The sequence below is a fragment of the Micromonospora sp. NPDC127501 genome (assembly GCF_040302185.1).
In the GTDB taxonomy this organism is placed as follows: domain Bacteria; phylum Actinomycetota; class Actinomycetes; order Mycobacteriales; family Micromonosporaceae; genus Micromonospora.
The window spans coordinates 31,449-50,222 of sequence record NZ_JBEORJ010000019.1 but is presented as its reverse complement, the minus strand read 5'-3'; the positions used below and the strand labels follow the sequence as shown (position 1 = coordinate 50,222).

The following is an 18,774-nucleotide window of genomic DNA, read 5'->3' as shown; positions in this document are numbered from 1 at the left end:
GGACAGCACCCGGCCGCGCCGATGTGGAGTGCCCCGAACCCGCCCTCGCCGTCGAGGATCTGTACGTGGTGATGAGGTGTGCGTGTTGCGGTGTCACCTGTCCTCGGTGCTGGGCTGCGTCGTGCGTGGGGAGTCGAACCCCGCGCTGCCCACCGCGCGCCAAGAAGGGTGCCGGGGTTACAGCCCGGCCCTGTGTGTACACGCCTCCACGACGGCTACCTGCTCCACATCGCTGCTGGAGTCGCTCAGTCCAGCAGGTCAGCCTCCCAGTTGGTGCGCTGAATCCGCACCTCGAGTTGCCGGAGCTCCCCGGCGAGTCGGTCGGCACGCTCCCGAAGCTCGGCGACCGGCAACGCGGCGAGCATCTTCAGCTCGGAGCGGAGCTGCCGGGTCAGGTGACCACGCCCGCTTCCGGCGGCGGCGTCGGCGGCCGCCGTGACGGCGGCGTGCCGCAGTCGCAGGACGTCCCGCCGGGCCAACGCGTCGGTGAGCGTGCCGATGTCGTCGACCGGCACCGTGGCGTTGGTCCGGTTGATTCGCCGGATCAGCGTCTCCAGGTTGTCGAGGACCTGGTCCAACTCGGTCAGGAGCACCGCGGCGTCCTCCGGAGGCTGCTCGCCCTCCTGGTACCGGGCGCTGCCGTTGATCCGGGCCCGCAGCTGCTCGACCCGTCGTGCCGCCTCGGCGCGTTCGGTCAGCGCCTCACCAAGTTTCATCTTCCACCCCCGAGTCAGCGGCCAGGTTAGCGGAAGGTTGATCTTCTGGCCGACCGGTTTTCCGGCTGCCCGTTGCAGGTGGGCGCCCTCTAGCGCGCGGACGAGTGTTGGCAATATTCTCCGGAGTACGTGCGGCCACTGGAGCTACTTTTCATCCCCCCGCCGTCGGCCGCAGGAGGAGATGCAATGCACGTCGACCATTCCGAAGTGGATCGCCGGACGCTGTTGCGAGCCGGTCTCGGCGCCGCCACGGTCGCCGTCGTCGGGAGCGAACTCGCCTTCCCGGGCGCGGCGCAGGCGGCGCCGGGCACCGACCTGGACTGGATCATCAGCTGTGACGAGTGGGCCGCCCGCCCGCCGAAGGACCCGCTGTCGGTGAGCGCCATCGCCACCAACAAGATCATCGTGCACCACATGGCGTTCCCCAACGTCACCGACTACTCCCGCGAGCAGGCGGTCAAACTGGCCCACGACTGCCAGGACCTGCACATGGACGGCAACGGCTGGTCGGACACCGGCCAGCACTTCACGGTGAGCCGTGGCGGGTACGTGCTGGAGGGCCGCCGGGGCAGCCTGGAGCGCCTCGAAGCCGGCGACCGGCAGATGATCTCGGCGCACTGCCCGGGTGAGAACGGCCGGGCCATCGGCATCGAGAACGAGGGCACCTACGTCACCGAGACGCCACCCGAGGCGTTGACCGACTCGCTGGTCAAGCTCTGCGTCGCGATCTGCCGGCAGTACGGGCTGCACGCGCACGACATCTTCGGCCACTGGGACTTCCGCACCACCGAGTGCCCGGGCGCGGCCTTCTATCGGCAGTTCCCCGAGCTGCGGCGGCGGGTGCACGCCGCCCTGGGCACCAAGCTCGGTGACGTGCCGGCGCGCCGTTGGCCGGACCTGTGGCGTTTCGTCAACTCCCCCTCGGTCCGGGTGGTGCAGCACCTGCTCGCCTACCAGGGCTACCCGGTGACCGTCAGCGGCACGTTCGACGCCGCGACCGTCGCGGCAGTGCAGGACTGGCAGGCCCGCAACGGCATCGCGGTGGACGTGGACGCCACGCTCACCACCCCGACCTGGGAGACGCTGGCGCCGGAGCTGGACCAGCACGAGGCCGGAGCGCCGGTCACGGCCGTGCAGGAAATCCTCGCCACCAAGGGGTACGCGGTCGCCGTCACCGGGGCGTACGACCACGCCACCCGCAGGGCGGTGCAGGACCTTCAGGCGCTGCACGGGCTGCCCCGCAACGGCAAGCTCAGCACGAGCACGTGGTGCACGGTCGTCGGCGGATCGGTCCGCGAGTCGTTCCGGCACCGCTGAGCGCGTGGTGGCGGTGCGGGGCACACCCGCACCGCCACCAGCCAGCTCACCGGTTTGATCCACCGCCCGGGCGGAAAGAGTCCCGGTCATGACCTGGGCCCGTCGAGCCGTACCCGCTGTCGCCGCCGCCGTCGCGGCCCTCGCCGCGCGGGATCTGATCCAGCGCGACCACGCGCTGCTGCGCAACTTTCCGGTCCTCGGCCGGGCCCGCTACCTGTTGGAGACGATCGGGCCGGAGCTACGGCAGTACATCGTGGCCGGCAACAACGAGGAGCGGCCGTTCACCCGCGACCAGCGCCGTTGGGTGTACGCGTCGGCCAAGCAGGAGAACAACTACTTCGGTTTCGGCACGGACAACGACATCGAGTACACCGCCGGGTACCCGATCATCAAGCACCGCACGTTCGGCCGTGCCGTGCCGCCGTCGTCACCGACCGCCGGGCACGACGTGCGGTTGCCCTGCGCGAAGGTGCTCGGCGCGGCACGGGGACGGGCTCGGGCGTTCCGACCGGAGTCGGTCGTCAACATCTCCGGGATGAGCTTCGGCTCGCTCTCCGGCAACGCCGTCACCGCGCTCAACAAGGGGGCGGCGCTCGCCGGCTGCCTTCAGAACACCGGCGAGGGCGGCCTGTCGCCGTACCACCGCAACGGTGGTGAGCTGGTCTTCCAACTCGGCACCGCGTACTTCGGCTGCCGCGACGAGCACGGCCGGTTCAGCCTCGACCGGCTGAAGGACCTGGTTGCCGGCGCACCGGTGCGGGCGCTGGAGATCAAGCTGAGCCAGGGCGCCAAGCCGAGCCTCGGTGGGCTGCTGCCCGGGGCGAAGGTGTCCGCAGAGATCGCCGCCACCCGGGGCATCCCGGCCGGTCAGGACTGCGTCAGCCCGTCCCGGCACGCCGAGTTCTCCGACTGCGACAGCCTGCTCGACTGGGTGGAATTGCTGGCCGCCGAGACGGGTCTGCCGGTCGGCATCAAGTCGGCGGTCGGTGACCTGGGCTTCTGGCAGGAGCTGGCCACCCTGATGCGGGACACCGGCCGGGGTGTGGACTTCGTGACGGTCGACGGCGGCGAGGGCGGCACCGGGGCCGCACCACTGATCTTCACCGACTCGGTGTCGCTCCCGTTCCAGCAGGGCTTCTCCCGGGTGTACAAGATCTTCGCCGAGCACGATCTGCACGAACAGGTGGTCTTCGTCGGCGGCGGCAAGCTCGGCCTGCCGGACAACGCCATCGTGGCGTTCGCGCTCGGCTGCGACCTGGTCAACGTCGGTCGGGAAGCGATGTTGGCGATCGGCTGCATCCAGGCGCAGAAGTGCCACACCGACACCTGCCCCACCGGCGTCGCCACCCAGAACACGTGGCTCGCCCGGGGCCTGGACCCGACGTTGAAGTCGGTCCGGGCGGCCAACTACCTGCGGACGCTGCGCCGCGACCTGACCAAGGTCGCCGAGGCGTGCGGCGTCGAACACCCCGGCCTGATCGGCACCGACGCCGTGGAGATCCTGGACGGCCGCACCGGCTCCACCCCACTGCACGAGGTGTACGGCTACCGACCGGAATGGGGGCTGCCCTCGGCCGCCGACCAGGCCGAGATCATCCGGCTGATGGTCCCGCAGGCACCACAGGGCGGCAGCGCCCCGCCCTCCGCCACCGCCGTCGGCTGAGATCGCGCCCGACCTGGGCTCGAACCTGACCTCGGACCAGACCTGGCCGCAAAGCCACCCCGGCCTCCGACCGGACCCAGGCTCTGACCCGCCGGCAACGGACCAGCCCTGACCGCCAACCCACCTTGGCCTCGGCCGGAGCCGGGGCCTGACCTCGGACCGGGCTTGCCCACCAAGCCGCGCCCGGCCTCGGACCGACTTGGGCTCCGAGCGAGCTGGCCTCCGACCGGGAGGCATATTCGCTGATGAGGGATTTGGCGACATGCCCACTGCCGTCGGTGCGGCGACAGCCCCCGGATCGGCGACCGAACGGCCCGCGCCGCTCCGGCGCTTCGCCGTACGGCCGCGAAGCCGGAGACCTCCAGACGATCGTTGCCGTGAGGCGCCTCGGTGGGCGGGCCGCGTCGTCGGCACTCGACGGGATAACGCGTGGAACAGCTGCCGAGGGCACCCGTATGGTGGCGCGGTGCTGATCAGACGCGAGACACCCGCTGACGTCGACGCCATTCGGGCGGTGCACTCCGCAGCCTTCGCCAAGGCCGACGGCGGTGACGGCGTACCGGTCGAGGCGACCCTCGTCGACGCGCTGCGCGCCGACGAGGACTGGCTGCCCCCGTACTCCCTGGTGGCGACCGACTCGGACGGCCAGGTGGTGGGGCACGTGGTGGCCACCCGCGGCCGGGTGGGTGGTGCGCCGGTGGCGTTGGGCCTGGGGCCGCTGGGCGTGCTGCCCGACTGGCAACGACGCGGGGTCGGCAGTGCGTTGATGCACGCGGTGCTCGGCGCGGCCGACGCGCGGGACGAACCGCTGGTGGTCCTGCTCGGGCATCCCGACTACTACCCGCGCTTCGGGTTCCGGCCGGCCATCGATCTGGGCGTCACCCCGCCGCAGCCGTGGGGACCGCAGTACTTCATGGCTCGACCGTTGCACGCGTGGCGCGAGTCGATCCGGGGCGAGTTCCGCTACGCCGGCCCGTTCGACGACCTGTGAACCGACCCGTTGTCCGTCGGCGGCGCGCCACCGACCTGGACGGCTGCGTCGCGGCGCTCGCCGAGGTTCACCGGATCGACGGGTACCCGCTGAACTGGCCCGCCGACCCGCACCGCTGGCTGCGCGAGCCGCACCCGGCGCGAGCCTGGGTCGCCGTCGACGCTGACGCGGCCGTTGTCGGACACGTCGCGGTGCATCGGATCCCGGATCAGGTGGACGGGCCGCCCGGCCGGCCGACGGCAGAGGTGGCTCGTCTCTTCGTGGTGCCGAAAGCCCGTGGGTTGGCGCTGGGCAGCGCGCTGCTGGACCGGGCCCGCCAGTGGGCGGACAAACGCACAACGGACCTGGTGCTGGAGTTGGCCGCCGGTGGCACCGCGGCCGCCGCGCTGTACGAGCGAGCAGGATGGCGGTGCGTCGGCACCAGCACGGCACCATGGACCGCTCCCGACGGCAGCCCGGTGTCGCTGCGCCACTACACGCTGCGTCACCGCGCGCCGGGCTCCGACGTCGCACCGGCCAGCACCGCCAGGCGACGGGCGAGCCGGCCTGCGGCCTCGCGCAGCTCGGGAGGCTCCAACACCTCCATCTCGTGATCCAGGCGGGCGAGGTGCGCGGCGAGCCCGTCCAGGTTGTCGCCGCCGACGACCAGCACGGACCATCCGTCGCGGTCGTCCTCGACCCGCCCCACCTGCGGTGGGATCACCTCCCGCAACCGCTCCGGTGGGGCGTTCACCCGCACCCGGGCGAGGTAGCGGTACGGCGCCCCGGTCACGGCCCGCTGCACGAAGACGACCGGATCCGGGTGTTCGCGCGCCGGGAAACGCCAGGTCATTGCCACCGCAGCCCGCATCCGATCCAGCCGGAACGTCCGCCAGTCGGCGCGGTCGACGTCCCAGGCCATCAGATACCAGCGGCGGCCGGTCGTGACCATCCGGATCGGCTCGACCGTCCGTTCCCGCTCACCAGCGTCCCGGCCGGGATAGTGGAACCGCACGCGTACCCCGTCCCGACAGGCCCGGGCGAGTGTCACCAGCAGCTCCGCGTCGATCTCGGCGACCGGGCCGATGAGGGTGTCGGTGGAGCCGTGCACCGCCCGTACCTCGGCGCGGAGCCGCGACGGCATCACCTGGTCGAGCTTCGCGAGTGCCCGCAGCGCCGCCTCGCTCGCTCCGGCGATCGTGCCCCCGGAGGCGAGCCGCAGAGACACCGCCGTGGCGATCGCCTCCTCGTCGTCGAGGAGCAACGGCGGCAGTCGGGTGCCCGCACCGAGTTGGTAGCCACCGCCGACGCCCGACACCGCGCGCACCGGGTAGCCGAGCGTCCGCAGACGCTGCACGTCGCGGCGCACGCACCGGCCGGTGACTCCCAGCTCGGCGGCGAGTTCGGCGGCCGTCCAGGACGGTCGTCGTTGCAGCAACGCCAGCAGGCGCAGCACCCGCTCGGTCGTCGCCTCGACTGTCACCCGTCGATCGTTGCACGGATAGCGGAACAGACCTGTCCGCTATCCGCGAGAGGCTGGGATCATGACCGACCAGAACAGGAAGCAGGGATCCGCCGTGACCCGCGACGTCCAGATCACGTTCGACTGCGCCGACCCGGCCGCGTTGGCCACGTTCTGGGCCGAGGCGCTCGGTTACCAGGTGCAGGCACCACCCGGAGACTTCGAGTCGTGGGACCAGGCGCTGGAGGCGATGGGTGTGCCGCCGGAGAACCGCAACGACGCGTCGGCGGTGGTCGACCCCGACGGCTCGCGACCGCGGCTGTTCTTCCAGCGGGTGCCGGAGCACAAGCAGGTGAAGAACCGCGTCCACCTCGACGTACGCGCAGCCCCCGGGCTGGAGGGTGACGAGCGGATGGCGGCCCTGGAGGCCGAAGCCGAACGGCTCGTCTCGCATGGTGCCAAGCGGCTCAGTCGGCACGAACCCGCTCCCCCGTTGGGCGCCGGCCATCTCATCATGGCCGATCCCGAGGGCAACGAGTTCTGCCTCGACTGATCGGCGTTCGCCCAGCTCACTGCCGCACCAGCCGGACGCCATGCGAACATGTGTACGTGTCGTCCGGCGCCAGCATCCTGCACGCCGACCTGGACGCGTTCTACGCGTCGGTCGAGCAGCGTGACGATCCGCGCCTGCGTGGGCGGCCGGTCATCGTCGGCGGCGGGGTGGTGCTCGCGGCCAGCTACGAGGCGAAGGCGCGGGGCGTCCGCAGCGCGATGGGCGGCCAGCAGGCGCGAAGGCTCTGTCCGGACGCGATCGTCGTGCCGCCGCGGATGTCGGCGTACACGGCGGCGAGCCGCGCGGTCTTCGAGATCTTCCGGCAGACCACGCCGCTGGTCGAGGGGCTCTCCATCGACGAGGCGTTCCTCGACGTGGGGGGTCTGCGGCGGCTGATCGGGCCACCGGCCGAGATCGCCGAACGACTGCGCCGGGAGGTCCGCGACCGGGTCCGCCTGCCGATCACGGTGGGGGTGGCCCGCACGAAGTTCCTGGCCAAGGTGGCCAGCGGCGTGGCGAAACCGGACGGCCTGCTGGTGGTCGCACCGGACGCCGAGCTGGCGTTCCTGCACCCGCTGCCGGTGGAACGACTCTGGGGCGTCGGCCCGGTCACGGCCGCGAAGCTGCGCGAACGTCGGATCCGTACCGTCGGGGAGGTGGCCCGCCTCGGTGAGGCGGCGCTGGTGTCGTTGCTCGGTGCGGGCGCCGGCCGGCACCTGCACGCGCTGGCGCACAATCGCGACCCCCGGGCGGTGCAGGTGGGGCGGCGGCGCGGTTCGATGGGCGCGCAGCACGCGCTGAGTCGCAGCCCGCACGCCTCGACGGAACTGGACGCCATCCTCGCCGGCCTGGTCGACCGGGTCAGCCGGCGGATGCGGACGGCCGGGCGGTCCGGCCGCACCGTGGTGTTGCGGCTGCGCTTCGGCGACTACACCCGGGCGACCCGCTCGCACACGGTGGGTAAGGCGACGGCGGACACGACGCCACTGCTCGCCGCCGCGCGTGCGCTGCTACGCGCGGCGTTGTCCGAGATCGATCGCCGGGGCATCACTCTGATCGGTGTCTCAGTGGGCAACCTCGATGACAATCCGGTCCAGCCTGAGCTGCCGTTCGAGCCGGACCCAGGGTCCCATCTGGACGCTGCGGTCGACGCGGTCCGCGACCGGTTCGGATCAGCGGCGCTCACGCGGGCGGTGTTGCTCGGCCGGGAGCCGGGCGTGGAGATGCCGCTTCTGCCGGACTGACCGATAAGCGTGCGGCGTCCACGGGCGAGCTGCGATCAGCGACACATCACAGCAGGTCGGCGGTTTAGCCGGCGGCTGACGGGTGACCCTTGGGGGGTACAGCCTGACGAGGGGGGCCCACCATGTCCGACGACACCAGCAACCGACCGAGTCGTACCGCCGAGCGTCCGCACGACGTGACCGACCCGCTGCTGTGGCAGTTGGCGATCGACGTGCTGAGCGCACACGAGCCGGACGACGAGGGCCGGTGCCGCAACCTCCAGTGCGCCGGGCAGTCCTGGCCGTGCGCGGCCCGCACCGGCGCGGAGCACTCACTGCGACTGGCCCGCAGCACTCCCCGCTCCGTCGAGGTGACCATCGACGGAGCCGACAGCGACGACGTCGACACGGACGGGCGCAGCGACGCGGCGGTGCCGGCCCCCCGCTGGGGCTGGAACGCCGGCCCGGTGGCGTCGCACCGGGGCGCGAAGGCCGCCTCCGCGGCCTGACCGTCGCGCACGAGTCGTCACACGCGCGAACGCTCGGCCGGTTGATCCGGCCGAGCGTTCGCGTGTCGACGGTCAGCGGCCGCGCCGCCGACGGAACTGAACCAGCTGTTACAGGGTGCGCGCCAGCCGGTCGGCGAGCGTCCGGGTGAAGCGGGCCGGGTCGGTCAGCTCACCGCCCTCGGCGAGCACCGCCAGGCCGTACAGCAGCTCGGCGGTCTCGGTCAGGGCGGCGGGGTCGCTGCCCTGCTCGTGGGCCTTGCGCAGCCCGGACACCAGCGGGTGACCGGGGTTGATCTCCAGGATCCGCTTGGTCGTGGGAATCTCGTGCCCCATCGCCCGGTACATCTTCTCCAGGGTCGGAGTGAGGTCGTGGGCGTCCCCGACGACGCAGGCCGGTGAGGTGGTCAGCCGCGACGACAGGCGAACCTCGCGGACGCTGTCGGTGAGGGTGGTCCCCAGCCAGTCGAGCAGCCCGGCGAACTCCTGTCGCTGCTGCTCGCGCTCGGCCTCGGCCTGCTGCTTCTCCTCGTCGGTGTCCAGGTCGATCTCGCCCTTGGCGATCGAGCGCAGTGGCCGACCGTCGTACGTGCCGACCCGCTCGACCCACACCTCGTCGACCTGGTCGGTGAGGAGCAGCACCTCGTGCCCCTTGGCCCGGAACGCCTCCAGGTGCGGAGAGTTCTCGATGGCGGCCCGGGACTCGCCGGTGGCGTACCAGATGTCGCTCTGGCCGTCCTTCATCCGCGACACGTAGCCGGCCAGGTCGGTGGGCTCGGCCGGGTCGTTGGTGGAGGCCACCGACAGGATGTCCAGCAGGGTGTCCCGGTTGTCGGTGTCGTCGATCAGCCCTTCCTTGACCACCGCGCCGAACTCCGTCCAGAAGGTGCGGTAGCGCTCGGCGTGGTTGGCCTTGAGGTCCTTGACCGTGGCGAGGACCTTCTTGACCAGGCGGCGGCGGACGATCTGGATCTGCCGGTCCTGCTGGAGGATCTCCCGGGAGATGTTCAGCGACAGGTCGTGCGCGTCGACGACGCCCTTGACGAAGCGCAGGTAGGTCGGGACCAGCGCCTCGCAGTCGTCCATGATGAAGACGCGCTTGACGTAGAGCTGGACGCCACGGCGGCCCTGTGGGGAGAACAGGTCCAGTGGGGCGTGGCTGGGCAGAAAGAGCAGCGCCTCGTACTCGAAGGTGCCCTCGCCCTTCATGTGCACGACCTCGAGCGGGTCGGCCCAGTCGTGGCTGACGTGCTTGTAGAACTCGTTGTACTCGGCGGCGTCGACCTCGTCGCGGGGCCGCGCCCAGAGCGCCTTCATCGAGTTGAGGGTCTGCACCTCACGGGTGGCGGCCTCACCGTCGGCGCCGGGGCGTTCGACGCTCATCCGGATCGGCCAGGCGATGAAGTCGGAGTAGCGCTTGACGATCTCGCGGACCGTCCACTCGGCGGTGTAGTCGTGCAGGTTGTCCTCGGTGTCGGCCGGCTTGAGGTGCAGCGTCACCGTGGTGCCCTGCGGCGCCTCGTTGACCGCCTCGATGGAGTAGGTGCCCTCGCCGGTGGACTCCCAGCGGGTGCCGCCGGTCTCGCCGGCCTTGCGGGTCAGCAGGGTGACCCGGTCGGCGACCATGAACGCGGCGTAGAAGCCGACGCCGAACTGGCCGATGAGGTCCTGCTTGGCGTGGGCGTCGGCGGACTCGCGCAGTTGGCGCAGCAGCTCGGCGGTGCCCGACTTGGCGATCGTGCCGATCAGCTGGACGACCTCGTCGCGGGTCATCCCGATGCCGTTGTCGCGCACGGTGAGGGTGCGGGCGTCGCGGTCGATCTCCAGGGCGACGTGCAGGTCGTCGGTGTCGGCGACGAGGTCCTTGTCGACGAGGGTGGCCAGCCGGAGCTTGTCCAGTGCGTCGGACGCGTTCGAGATGAGTTCCCGCAGGAAGACGTCCTTGTTCGAATAGATCGAGTGGACCACCAACTGGAGGAGCTGACGCGCCTCGGCCTGGAATTCCAACGTTTCGGCCTGGTTGCTCACACCGTCTCCCATCTCGGCTCGTGCGGAGGTTCGCGGAAAGGATACGAGTCGTCACGGGTCGGGGTGTGGGCGCGTCCGGGTCCTATTCCCGATTCGGCCAATCGCCGCCGTGACATAGCTGACTTTGGCGCACAGAAGTCAGGTCGGATAGCGTCACCGCCATGAAGATCGCTGGAAGCACCGCCCTCGTCACCGGCGCCAACCGTGGCCTCGGCCGGCACCTGGCCGCCGAACTCCTCGCCCGGGGCGCCACCGTCTACGCCGGCGCCCGCAACCCCGACAGCGTCGACCTACCCGGCGTGACGCCGGTCCGCCTCGACATCACCGACCCCGCCTCGGTGTCCGCCGCCGCCGAGCTGGCCGGCGGCGTGAACCTGCTGATCAACAACGCGGGCATCGACACCCGGACCAACCTGCTCGACGGCGACCTGGACCTCATCCGGCTGGAGCTGGAGACCCACTACATCGGCACCCTGTCGACGATCCGGGCGTTCGCGCCGGTCATCGCCGGCAACGGGGGCGGAACGGTCCTCAACGTGCTCTCCGTGCTCTCCTGGTTCGGCTCCCCGATCCACCCGGCCTACAGCGTCGCCAAGTCCGCCGAGTGGGCGATGACCAACGTGCTGCGCGTCCAACTCGCCGACCGGGGCGTCCGGGTCGCCGGCCTGCACGTCGGCTACCTGGACACCGACATGGCCGCCGACGTCACCGGCCCGAAGTCCGACCCGGCGTCGATCGCCCGCATCGGCGTGGACGGCATCGAGGCCGACTCGTACGAGATCGTCGCCGACGACCTCAGCCGCCAGGTGCAGGCGGGGTTGGCCGGTGGCGTCGCGGCTCTCTACCCACAGCTCCCCTGACCCACGACGCGACGGGCCGCCACCGGCGAGACCGGTGGCGGCCCTTTCTCGGGTACGCGGTCAGCTCGCCTGCAACGTCACGTCGTCGATCACGAAGGTGGTCTGCAACGACGAGTCCTCGGTGCCGGTGAACCGCAGCGTCACCGTCTGCCCGGCGAACGCGGCCATGTTGAGGCTGCGCTGCACGTAACCGGTGGCGGCGTTGAGGTTCGAGTACGTCGCCAGCGTGGTCGAACCCGCCTGCACGGTGAGTCGGTCGTACGCCGTGGAGCTGGTGGTCTCGGCGGTGTCGATGTGCAGCCAGAACGACAGCGTGTACGTGGCGCAGCCGGCCGGCAGGGTCACCGACTGCGACAGACTCTCGGTGCGGGTGGTGCCGAACCCGTTGAGCCACGCCTTGTACGACCCGGTCCGGGCCGGCTGGCCGCTGGCGTTGGTGATCACGCCGGAGGACGCGGTCCACGGCGTGCTGCCGCTCTCGAAGCCACCGTTTCCGACCACCTGGCCGCCGGTGCAGGTCGGGGTGCCGCCGCCCACGGCGAGCTGCCACAGCGCGTACGCGACACCGTCGGCCGCCCGGTTCAGCACTGTGGCGCTGACGTTGGCGGTGGTGTCGCAGGACCGGTGGTAGCACGGGTCGTACGCGGAGTTGGCGGTGCCGCCCCACTTGGCGGCCTGGGCGCTTGTCTTGCGGGCGCTGGCGCCGGCGGCGTAACCCGAGGTGGGGATGCCGGCCTGCTGGAAGTAGTAGTCGTCGGAACGGCCCTGGCCCTCGACGTTCTCCTCCGGTTGCAGGCCCAACGAGTCCCAGTACGCCTTCAGCGGCGCCGCCGTGGTCGAGGTGACCCGGTTGATGAAGTAGCCGCCGTTGGTCGAGCCGACCATGTCGAAGTTGTAGTAACCCTTGATGTAGCCGCGCTGGGTGGCGCTGAGCGAGTTGACGTAGAACCGGGAGCCGTTGAGCCCCTGCTCCTCGTCGGTCCACCAGGCGAACCGCACCCGTTTGGTCATGGTCGGGTTCTGCGCCGCCAGGACGAGGGCGTTCTCCAGCAGGGTGGACGAGCCGGTGGCGTTGTCGTTGATGCCTGGACCGGCCGAGACGCCGTCCAGGTGCGCGCCGAACATGACCACCTGGTCGGCAGGGCCGCCGGGCCACTCGGCGATGAGGTTGTTCGAGGGATACCGGCAACTGGAGCAGTACTGCTCGCTGACGGTGTAGCCGGCTGACTGGAGCCTGGTCTTGACGTAGTTGAGCGAGGCGGTGTAGCCGGCCGAGCCGGCCCGTCGGTTGCCACCGTTGCTGGTGGCGATGGCGTTGAACTGGGTCAGGTGCGCCTGGACGTTGGTGATGGAGATGTCCGGCGCGGCCAACGCGGCGGCGGACGCGGCGATCGGCCGGGTCACCGTCGTGGCGGTCGGAGATGACGCGGCCGCCGGTTGGGCGGCCAGCGGCACCGTCATCCCGGCGAACACGGCGAGCGCGATTCCCGCGCTCAGCGTTCTGCCTCTCATGGGGGCTCCTCGGGGTCGGAGAGAGATACCCGAGACACTGACAGATATCTATTTACTGAGCATCGGTCGTTCGTCCCGAACCGCCGCCGGTTCGACGGTGGGTACCGGCGTCGGCACAGGTGAGTAGAGGTGTCAGGATGGGTAGGTAACGCGGCAGGGGTCGTCGGGCCCGGAACGGGGGCTTGCGATGGGGTCGGATCGAGCGTGACACGACCCAGCATTGACCTGTTCGTCGGCGGCGGCGACACCGGGCGGTTGATGGCACAGCTGGACTGGGCCGACACCCCGCTGGGCCCGGTCGGCGGATGGCCGCAGAGCCTGCGCGCCGCCGTCCGGATGGTGCTCTCCTCCCGGTATCCCATGCTGCTGCTCTGGGGCGAGAGCTACTCCCAGCTCTACAACGACGCGTACTCGGCGCTGATCGGCGACAAGCACCCCGCCGCGCTCGGCGACGACGTCCGGGTGACGCTGGCCGAGGGCTGGCACGTGCTCGCCCCGCTGATCGAGGAGGCCATGGCGACCGGGGTGGCCAGCTGGGTCCCCGCGCTGCAACTGCTGCTGGAGCGGGCCGGCTACCGCGAGGAGGCGTACTTCAGCGTCTCGCACGCCCCGGCCCGCGACGACGACGGCCGCACCGTCGGCGTACTGACCGTGTGCAGCGAGGTCACCCAGCAGGTGGTCGGCGAACGCCGGCTCCGTCTTCTGCGCGACCTGTCCGTGCTCGGCGACGGGCGAACCGTCGACGTGGACGCCACCGGCGCTCGGCTGATCGACGTGATCGACGGCCACCCCCTGGACGTGCCGTTCGCCGCCATCTATTTGCGCGACGGCACGGCGCTGCGCCGGGTCGCCTGCACCGGCGGCGACCAGGGGCACGCTCGGGCCCTGCCGGACGCCGTCGAGCTGGCCGACCCGGGCCCGCCCGCGTACGCCTGGGGGCTGGCGGACGCCGCCGAGGGCCGGGCGACCCAGGTGACCGACGTCGCCGACCGGCTGCCGCTGCCCGCGGGCCCGTGGAACGACCCGGTCCGCACCGCCCTGGCGCTGCCGCTGCCCTCCGCCGACGAGGATCAGCCGCTCGGCGTCCTGCTCGCCGGGGTCAGCCCCAGCCGAGGGCTCGACGAGGCGTACCGCTCCTTCCACCAACTGCTCGCCCAGCAGATCTCCGTGGCGTTGCGCAACGCCCAGGAGTACGAGGAGGAGCGGCGCCGGATCGAGGCGATGGCGGAACTGGACCGGGTCAAGACCGACTTCTTCGCCAACGTCAGCCACGAGTTCCGTACCCCGTTGACCCTGATCCTCGGCCCGCTGACCGATGCCCTCACCGATACCACCGCGCCGTTGGCGGCGGTGCAGCGGGAGCGGGTGGAGACCGGCTGGCGTAACGCCACCCGACTGTTGACGCTGGTCAACAGTCTGCTCACCTTCTCCAGCCTGGAGGCCGGGCGGGCGCGCAGCGACGCCCGGTTGGTGGATCTGGCCGCGCTGACCGCCGAGCTCGCCGGGGTGTTCCGGGCCGCCGTCGAGCGGGCCGGGCTGACTCTCGAGGTGAGCTGCCCACCGCTGCCCCGGCCGGTCGCGGTCGACCCGGTCAACTGGGAACGCATCGTCACGAACCTGCTCTCCAACGCGCTGAAGTACACGTTCATCGGCCGCATCCGGGTCACCCTCGACGCCGACGACGAGGAGGTGCGCCTCACCGTCGCGGACACCGGCATCGGCATCGCGGAACGGGACCTGCCGAAGCTCTTCGAACGCTTCCACCGGGTGCGGGGAGCGCGCTCGCGCAGTCACGAGGGCACGGGCATCGGCCTGGCCCTGGTGCACGAGTTGGCCCGGCTGGAGGGCGGCGACGTGCGCGTGACCAGCCAGGTGGGCGTCGGCAGCAGGTTCACCGTGGCGCTGCCCTGGTCGGCGGCGCATCGCACCGCGGTCACCGGGCCGGCGGTGGACGGGCGGGGTGACGCGGCCCGCGCCGCCGTCGAGGAGGCGATGGGCTGGCTCACCGAACCGGACGACGCGCTGACCGAGCCCGACCCCGCGGCCGGGCCGGCCACGGACGATCTGGCCGGGGTCCGGATCCTGCTCGCCGACGACAACGCCGACATGCGGGCGTACCTCACCCGGCTGCTCACCGGGCAGGGCTGGCGGGTGCGGGCCGTCACCGACGGCCGGCAGGCCCTCGACGAGATCCACCGTGATCTGCCCGACCTGGTCCTGACCGACGTGATGATGCCGGTGCTGGACGGCTTCGACCTGGTGCGTCGACTACGCGCCGACCCGACGACCCGGACGCTGCCGGTGCTGGTGCTCTCCGCCCGCGCCGGTGGGGAGGCCAGCGTGGAGGGCCTGAGCCTGGGCGCCGACGACTACCTGGTGAAACCGTTCGCCGCGGCCGAGTTGATCGCCCGGATCCGGGCCAGCATCCGCCGAGCCCGCGACCGTACCCCCGCCGCGGTGATCGGCGGCGACCCGGCGACGGTAGCTGCCGCGGCTCCCCCGGCACGAACCGCCCCGGTCGGCCCCGTTCCGCCGACCCCGGCGGTCGAACCCGTCCGCGACGCGTCAGTGGTCGTGCAGGCGCCGGCCGAGCCGGTCGGGCTGGGCGACCTCCTGGACGTCGGCTGGACGTACCCGTCCGCACCCACCTCCGCCGCGGCGATGCGTCGGGACGTCCGGGGCGCACTGGGCGAGCTGGACGTCGACCCGGACGTGCTGGAAGATCTCCTGCTCGCCGCCTCGGAGGCCGTGAACAACGCCGTCGAGCACGCGCAGCGGCCCAGCCGCCCGGAGGTGCGGGTGCGGGTCCAGGTGGGTGGCGGCCTGATCCGGATCGCGGTACGGGACTTCGGCACCTGGCGGGACCGCCGGCCGGCGATGGACCGGGGACGCGGCGCGCTGCTGATGAACGCCTACGGCGACGTGCGGCTGGTCTCCACCGCCGAGGGGACGACGGTGACCATCGAGCGGCGACTGGCCTGAGCGCCGGCGGCGCGTCAGAGTCGGCGGCCGCTGGCGTCGCGGGCGATGATGCCGTCCAGCTGCTCCCCCGGAGTGAGCAACGCCGGGTCGAACCAGAAGATCAGCACCTGCTTGTCGCCACTCCATGGCGCCACCCGGGCGTCGACCTGCCGACCGTCGACGGTGCCGGTGATCCGCTTGGCGGGGCCGACGAAGTAACCGAAGGTGGGCACCGGCGCGGCGAAGCGCTCGTCGTAGCCGATCTGGTGGAATCCGGCGCTGCGGTCGCTGCCCTCCACGTCGTTGACCAGGATGTCGGTGCTCAACGAGCCGTCCGGAGCCTGGCGACCGGCGGCCAGTCCGATGGACACCTTGGGTTCGCCGGGCACGGACACCGGGACGAAGTAGTAGACCCGACGTTCGGCGCCGTGCCGCACCCCGCTGTCCACGATCTGGCCCAGCGGCTTCGGTGGCGGCTCGTCGCGGCCCACCGTCGGCGGTGGCGTGGGGCCCAGCGACTTGTCCGCCCACGGCGAGACACCGACCGACGGTGGAGCGACGGCGACCGGCGGTGGGTGCTCGGTCGGCGCCGGATCGCCGGGCCCGGACGCGCCGACCGCCACCACCACGACCACGGCGGCCAGGCCGGTCGCGAGCGTCGCCGCCCCGGCTCCGGCGACCCGCCGACGGGTACGCAACCGGCGTCCCTCGCGCATCACGGTGTCCAGGTCGAGCACGGCGTCGGGGCGCTCGGTCGCCCGCATGGCCTGGCGGAGCCGGTCCAGCTCGCTCATCGGCGCGCCTCCTCATCGGCCGTGCGGGGCGTGGCGCTGCGCAGCTTCTCCAGCGCCCGTGAACTGGTGCTCTTGACCGTGCCGACGGATACGGAGAGTTCCCGGGCCACCTGCGCCTCCGGCAGGTCGAAGTAGTAACGCAGGACGACGATGGCGCGCTCCCGAGGGCTGAGGGCACCGAGGATGGTGATCAACCAGCGCCGGGTGGCCACGTCGTCGGCCACGTCGCCACGCCGCTGCTCCGGCACCTCGTCGGTCGGGTACTCCCGCATCGGCCGTCGCCACCCGTCGACCAGATGGTTGACCAGCGTGCGGCGGGCGTACCCGTAGGCGTCGTCGTCGTGGATTCGCGACCACGACGCGTAGGTGCGCACCAGTGCGGTCTGCGCGGCGTCCTCGGCCTGGTGGTGGTCACCGGTCATCAGGAACGCGGCGTGCACCAGTCGCGCGGACGCCGCCCGCGCGAACTCGACGAAATCCGCGTCACCCCGCGCCACCGCGAACCCTCCCCGTGCCACAGAGCTAGAGACGGGTGAGGCCGGCAGAAGGTTGAGCCCTGGGTCACATCAACTTTTCGCCACGGTCACCCGTCTTCTCCTCCGCGCCGCCGCCGAGCGACGCGCGAGGGGAGAGACATGTCGACGAAGGCTACCCGCCGCTGGGGCACCGCATCGATGGCGTCACTGCTGGTGGTGGCGCTGCTCACCGGATGCGGCCTGCCCGCCGCCGGGCAACCCGCCACCGACCCGGTGGCCGCCGGAGGGCTGCCCAACGGGCCGGCGACACCTGGCGGTCGGCCGACCGGGGCCGTCGAGGTCCGACCCAGTTCCGCGCCGGTCATCCCGGTCAGCTACCCGGCCACCGGCGGTAACCGCTGGTCGGTGGCGCCCGGCGAGACGACCCCCGGGCGAGCGACGGCCGGCCGGTTGCTGCGCTACCGGGTCGCCGTGGAGCGCGACATCCGGGGCCTGCGGGCGAAGGACATCGCCACGGCGATCACCACGACGTTGAACGACCCACGCGGGTGGACGGCGGGCGGGGCGTGGCGGTTGCGCCGGGTCGGTGCCGGCGAACCGACCGACTTCACCATCTACCTGGCTACTCCCGGCACCCGCGACACCCTCTGCCAGGACGTACCGGACGCCTACACCTCCTGCCGCAACGGTGGCCGGGTGGTGCTCAACGTGGCGCGCTGGGTCAAGGGGGTGCCGGGTTACGGCGCGACCCTCGAGACCTACCGGCAGTACATGGTCAACCACGAGGTGGGGCACAAACTCGGGTACGGCCACGAGCGGTGCCCCGGGCGGGGCCGGCCGGCGCCGGTGATGCAGCAGCAGACGCTGGGCCTGCACGGCTGCACCGCGAACGCCTGGCCGTACCCGAAGGGCAAGACCCGCCACAGCGGGCCGGTCGGTGCGTACGACGACGCGATCCCCCGGCGTGAGGGCGCCTACCCGGCGTCGTGAGGACGGCGTGCCCTCAGGTTCGCCGGCGGCGCTCCTGTTCGAGGCGCTCGTCCTGCCGGCCCATCTCGTAGATGGCGTTGAGGCTGGTCGGCAATCGGCTGATGTTGTCCGGGACCGGGCCGGAATCCCGCTCCGGGCCCGAATCCGGTACGGGTCCGGGGTCCGGCCCGGGCACGGCGGCGGCGGGAGCCGGGGCCCGGCGGCGCAGGAGCAGCAGCGCCAGCACCGCGAGGACCGCCACGACCAGCAGGTACGACGCGGGTGGCCAGGCATTGCGGGTGGGGTTGGCGAGCGCCGGCGGGGCGATCGGGGCGGGGGTGTCGCCGTCGCGCGGCGGCACGACGGACTCGCGGGTACCGGTGCCCTCGCCAGCGGTGCGGCGATCGGGTGCTGCGGGTGCGGGGACACCACCGCCCGCCGACCCGGCGGGCTTGGGAATCGCGGTGGGTTCCGCCGGACTGGGCCGACCGACGACCGGTGGCCGACTCGGCGTGGCCGGCCCGGTGGGGGCGTCGCTCGGCGTGGGAGCGGCAGTCGGCGTGTCGCCACCGAGCAGGTCGTCGACGATCCGACCGACGCCGCCGACGATGTCACCGAGCGGGTTGGAGGTTGCCGACGGAGACGGCGCGGGTGCGAGGGCGAGGGTCAGCGCGAGAACGACGACGGTAGGCATGACGCCACCTCCGATGTGCCGATATGCCACGCACCGTACTGCATTGTGGGATCGCGTGGGTGACACCGGC

The 18,774-nt window shown here is 71.8% G+C and carries 17 protein-coding genes; 10 read left to right on the top strand and 7 right to left on the bottom strand.

The genetic code is table 11. The features are described from left to right. Nucleotides 1–245: 245 nt before the first annotated feature. Entirely contained in the window at nucleotides 246–716 is a 471-nt protein-coding gene (locus ABTW72_RS30655) for a DIP1984 family protein (RefSeq protein ID WP_350864906.1), read from the bottom strand. Between the two features lie 186 nt (nucleotides 717–902). Here ABTW72_RS30655 and ABTW72_RS30650 point away from each other — a divergent pair, with 186 nt between their 5' ends. The 4 genes from ABTW72_RS30650 (at nucleotide 903) to ABTW72_RS30635 (ending at nucleotide 5,280) form a co-directional block, all read left to right on the top strand. Then, a complete protein-coding gene (locus ABTW72_RS30650; protein WP_350864903.1) occupies nucleotides 903–2,033 on the top strand; it encodes a peptidoglycan recognition protein family protein in 1,131 nt (376 codons plus the stop codon). An 88-nt stretch (nucleotides 2,034–2,121) separates the two neighbouring features. Beyond that, a complete protein-coding gene (locus tag ABTW72_RS30645) occupies nucleotides 2,122–3,696 on the top strand; it encodes a glutamate synthase-related protein (RefSeq protein ID WP_350864900.1) in 1,575 nt (524 codons plus the stop codon). A gap of 466 nt (nucleotides 3,697–4,162) precedes the next feature. Beyond that, nucleotides 4,163–4,687, top strand: a complete 525-nt coding sequence (locus ABTW72_RS30640) for a GNAT family N-acetyltransferase (RefSeq protein ID WP_350864898.1) — start codon at nucleotides 4,163–4,165, stop codon at nucleotides 4,685–4,687. Further along, a complete protein-coding gene (locus tag ABTW72_RS30635) occupies nucleotides 4,684–5,280 on the top strand; it encodes a GNAT family N-acetyltransferase (protein ID WP_350864895.1) in 597 nt (198 codons plus the stop codon). Before ABTW72_RS30640 ends, ABTW72_RS30635 begins: the two co-directional genes overlap by 4 nt. On the opposite strand, the gene ABTW72_RS30630 is transcribed toward ABTW72_RS30635, so the two are convergent. Further along, nucleotides 5,172–6,149 (bottom strand): helix-turn-helix transcriptional regulator, encoded by a 978-nt coding sequence (locus ABTW72_RS30630; RefSeq protein WP_350864892.1) that lies wholly within the window; start codon nucleotides 6,147–6,149, stop codon nucleotides 5,172–5,174. The genes ABTW72_RS30635 and ABTW72_RS30630 overlap by 109 nt on opposite strands. Before the next feature lie 61 nt (nucleotides 6,150–6,210). Between ABTW72_RS30630 and ABTW72_RS30625 the strand changes: the two genes are divergently transcribed. The 3 genes from ABTW72_RS30625 (at nucleotide 6,211) to ABTW72_RS30615 (ending at nucleotide 8,413) form a co-directional block, all read left to right on the top strand. Continuing rightward, a complete protein-coding gene (locus tag ABTW72_RS30625) occupies nucleotides 6,211–6,681 on the top strand; it encodes a VOC family protein (RefSeq protein ID WP_350864889.1) in 471 nt (156 codons plus the stop codon). 56 nt (nucleotides 6,682–6,737) lie between these two features. Then, on the top strand, nucleotides 6,738–7,925 hold the full coding sequence (gene dinB / locus ABTW72_RS30620) for a DNA polymerase IV (protein WP_350864886.1): 1,188 nt from the start codon (nucleotides 6,738–6,740) through the stop codon (nucleotides 7,923–7,925). Between the two features lie 122 nt (nucleotides 7,926–8,047). Then, complete coding sequence (locus ABTW72_RS30615; RefSeq protein ID WP_350864883.1) at nucleotides 8,048–8,413, top strand: hypothetical protein; 366 nt, start codon at nucleotides 8,048–8,050, stop codon at nucleotides 8,411–8,413. Between the two features lie 108 nt (nucleotides 8,414–8,521). Here ABTW72_RS30615 and htpG read toward each other — a convergent pair whose 3' ends face one another. After that, nucleotides 8,522–10,450, bottom strand: coding sequence for a molecular chaperone HtpG (gene htpG / locus ABTW72_RS30610; protein WP_350864880.1), 1,929 nt, complete (start codon nucleotides 10,448–10,450; stop codon nucleotides 8,522–8,524). 149 nt (nucleotides 10,451–10,599) lie between these two features. On the opposite strand from htpG, the gene ABTW72_RS30605 reads away from it, so the two are divergent. Beyond that, nucleotides 10,600–11,298, top strand: a complete 699-nt coding sequence (locus ABTW72_RS30605) for an SDR family oxidoreductase (protein WP_350864878.1) — start codon at nucleotides 10,600–10,602, stop codon at nucleotides 11,296–11,298. A 60-nt stretch (nucleotides 11,299–11,358) separates the two neighbouring features. Here ABTW72_RS30605 and ABTW72_RS30600 read toward each other — a convergent pair whose 3' ends face one another. Further along, nucleotides 11,359–12,810 (bottom strand): M28 family peptidase, encoded by a 1,452-nt coding sequence (locus tag ABTW72_RS30600; protein ID WP_350864875.1) that lies wholly within the window; start codon nucleotides 12,808–12,810, stop codon nucleotides 11,359–11,361. 204 nt (nucleotides 12,811–13,014) lie between these two features. Here ABTW72_RS30600 and ABTW72_RS30595 point away from each other — a divergent pair, with 204 nt between their 5' ends. Beyond that, complete coding sequence (locus ABTW72_RS30595; RefSeq protein ID WP_350864872.1) at nucleotides 13,015–15,792, top strand: ATP-binding protein; 2,778 nt, start codon at nucleotides 13,015–13,017, stop codon at nucleotides 15,790–15,792. A 14-nt stretch (nucleotides 15,793–15,806) separates the two neighbouring features. Here ABTW72_RS30595 and ABTW72_RS30590 read toward each other — a convergent pair whose 3' ends face one another. Next, nucleotides 15,807–16,565, bottom strand: coding sequence for a hypothetical protein (locus tag ABTW72_RS30590; protein WP_350864869.1), 759 nt, complete (start codon nucleotides 16,563–16,565; stop codon nucleotides 15,807–15,809). Continuing rightward, on the bottom strand, nucleotides 16,562–17,062 hold the full coding sequence (locus ABTW72_RS30585; RefSeq protein WP_350864867.1) for a SigE family RNA polymerase sigma factor: 501 nt from the start codon (nucleotides 17,060–17,062) through the stop codon (nucleotides 16,562–16,564). Before ABTW72_RS30585 ends, ABTW72_RS30590 begins: the two co-directional genes overlap by 4 nt. 138 nt (nucleotides 17,063–17,200) lie before the next feature. On the opposite strand from ABTW72_RS30585, the gene ABTW72_RS30580 reads away from it, so the two are divergent. Next, nucleotides 17,201–18,031 carry a DUF3152 domain-containing protein gene (locus tag ABTW72_RS30580; RefSeq protein ID WP_350864864.1) on the top strand — a complete coding sequence of 277 codons (831 nt, stop codon included), beginning with the start codon at nucleotides 17,201–17,203 and terminating at the stop codon, nucleotides 18,029–18,031. Nucleotides 18,032–18,044: 13 nt separating this feature from the next. Here ABTW72_RS30580 and ABTW72_RS30575 read toward each other — a convergent pair whose 3' ends face one another. Beyond that, entirely contained in the window at nucleotides 18,045–18,704 is a 660-nt protein-coding gene (locus ABTW72_RS30575; RefSeq protein ID WP_350864861.1) for a hypothetical protein, read from the bottom strand. Nucleotides 18,705–18,774: the final 70 nt, after the last annotated feature.

Bases quoted from the DNA above. Each gene is read 5' to 3' on its own strand.
- ABTW72_RS30655 (WP_350864906.1), bottom strand. From the start codon at position 716: ATGAAACTTGGTGAGGCGCTGACCGAACGCGCCGAGGCGGCACGACGG.
- ABTW72_RS30650 (WP_350864903.1), top strand. From the start codon at position 903: ATGCACGTCGACCATTCCGAAGTGGATCGCCGGACGCTGTTGCGAGCC.
- ABTW72_RS30645 (WP_350864900.1), top strand. From the start codon at position 2,122: ATGACCTGGGCCCGTCGAGCCGTACCCGCTGTCGCCGCCGCCGTCGCG.
- ABTW72_RS30625 (WP_350864889.1), top strand. From the start codon at position 6,211: ATGACCGACCAGAACAGGAAGCAGGGATCCGCCGTGACCCGCGACGTC.
- ABTW72_RS30615 (WP_350864883.1), top strand. From the start codon at position 8,048: ATGTCCGACGACACCAGCAACCGACCGAGTCGTACCGCCGAGCGTCCG.
- htpG (WP_350864880.1), bottom strand. From the start codon at position 10,450: ATGGGAGACGGTGTGAGCAACCAGGCCGAAACGTTGGAATTCCAGGCC.
- ABTW72_RS30605 (WP_350864878.1), top strand. From the start codon at position 10,600: ATGAAGATCGCTGGAAGCACCGCCCTCGTCACCGGCGCCAACCGTGGC.
- ABTW72_RS30600 (WP_350864875.1), bottom strand. From the start codon at position 12,810: ATGAGAGGCAGAACGCTGAGCGCGGGAATCGCGCTCGCCGTGTTCGCC.
- ABTW72_RS30590 (WP_350864869.1), bottom strand. From the start codon at position 16,565: ATGAGCGAGCTGGACCGGCTCCGCCAGGCCATGCGGGCGACCGAGCGC.
- ABTW72_RS30580 (WP_350864864.1), top strand. From the start codon at position 17,201: ATGTCGACGAAGGCTACCCGCCGCTGGGGCACCGCATCGATGGCGTCA.
- ABTW72_RS30575 (WP_350864861.1), bottom strand. From the start codon at position 18,704: ATGCCTACCGTCGTCGTTCTCGCGCTGACCCTCGCCCTCGCACCCGCG.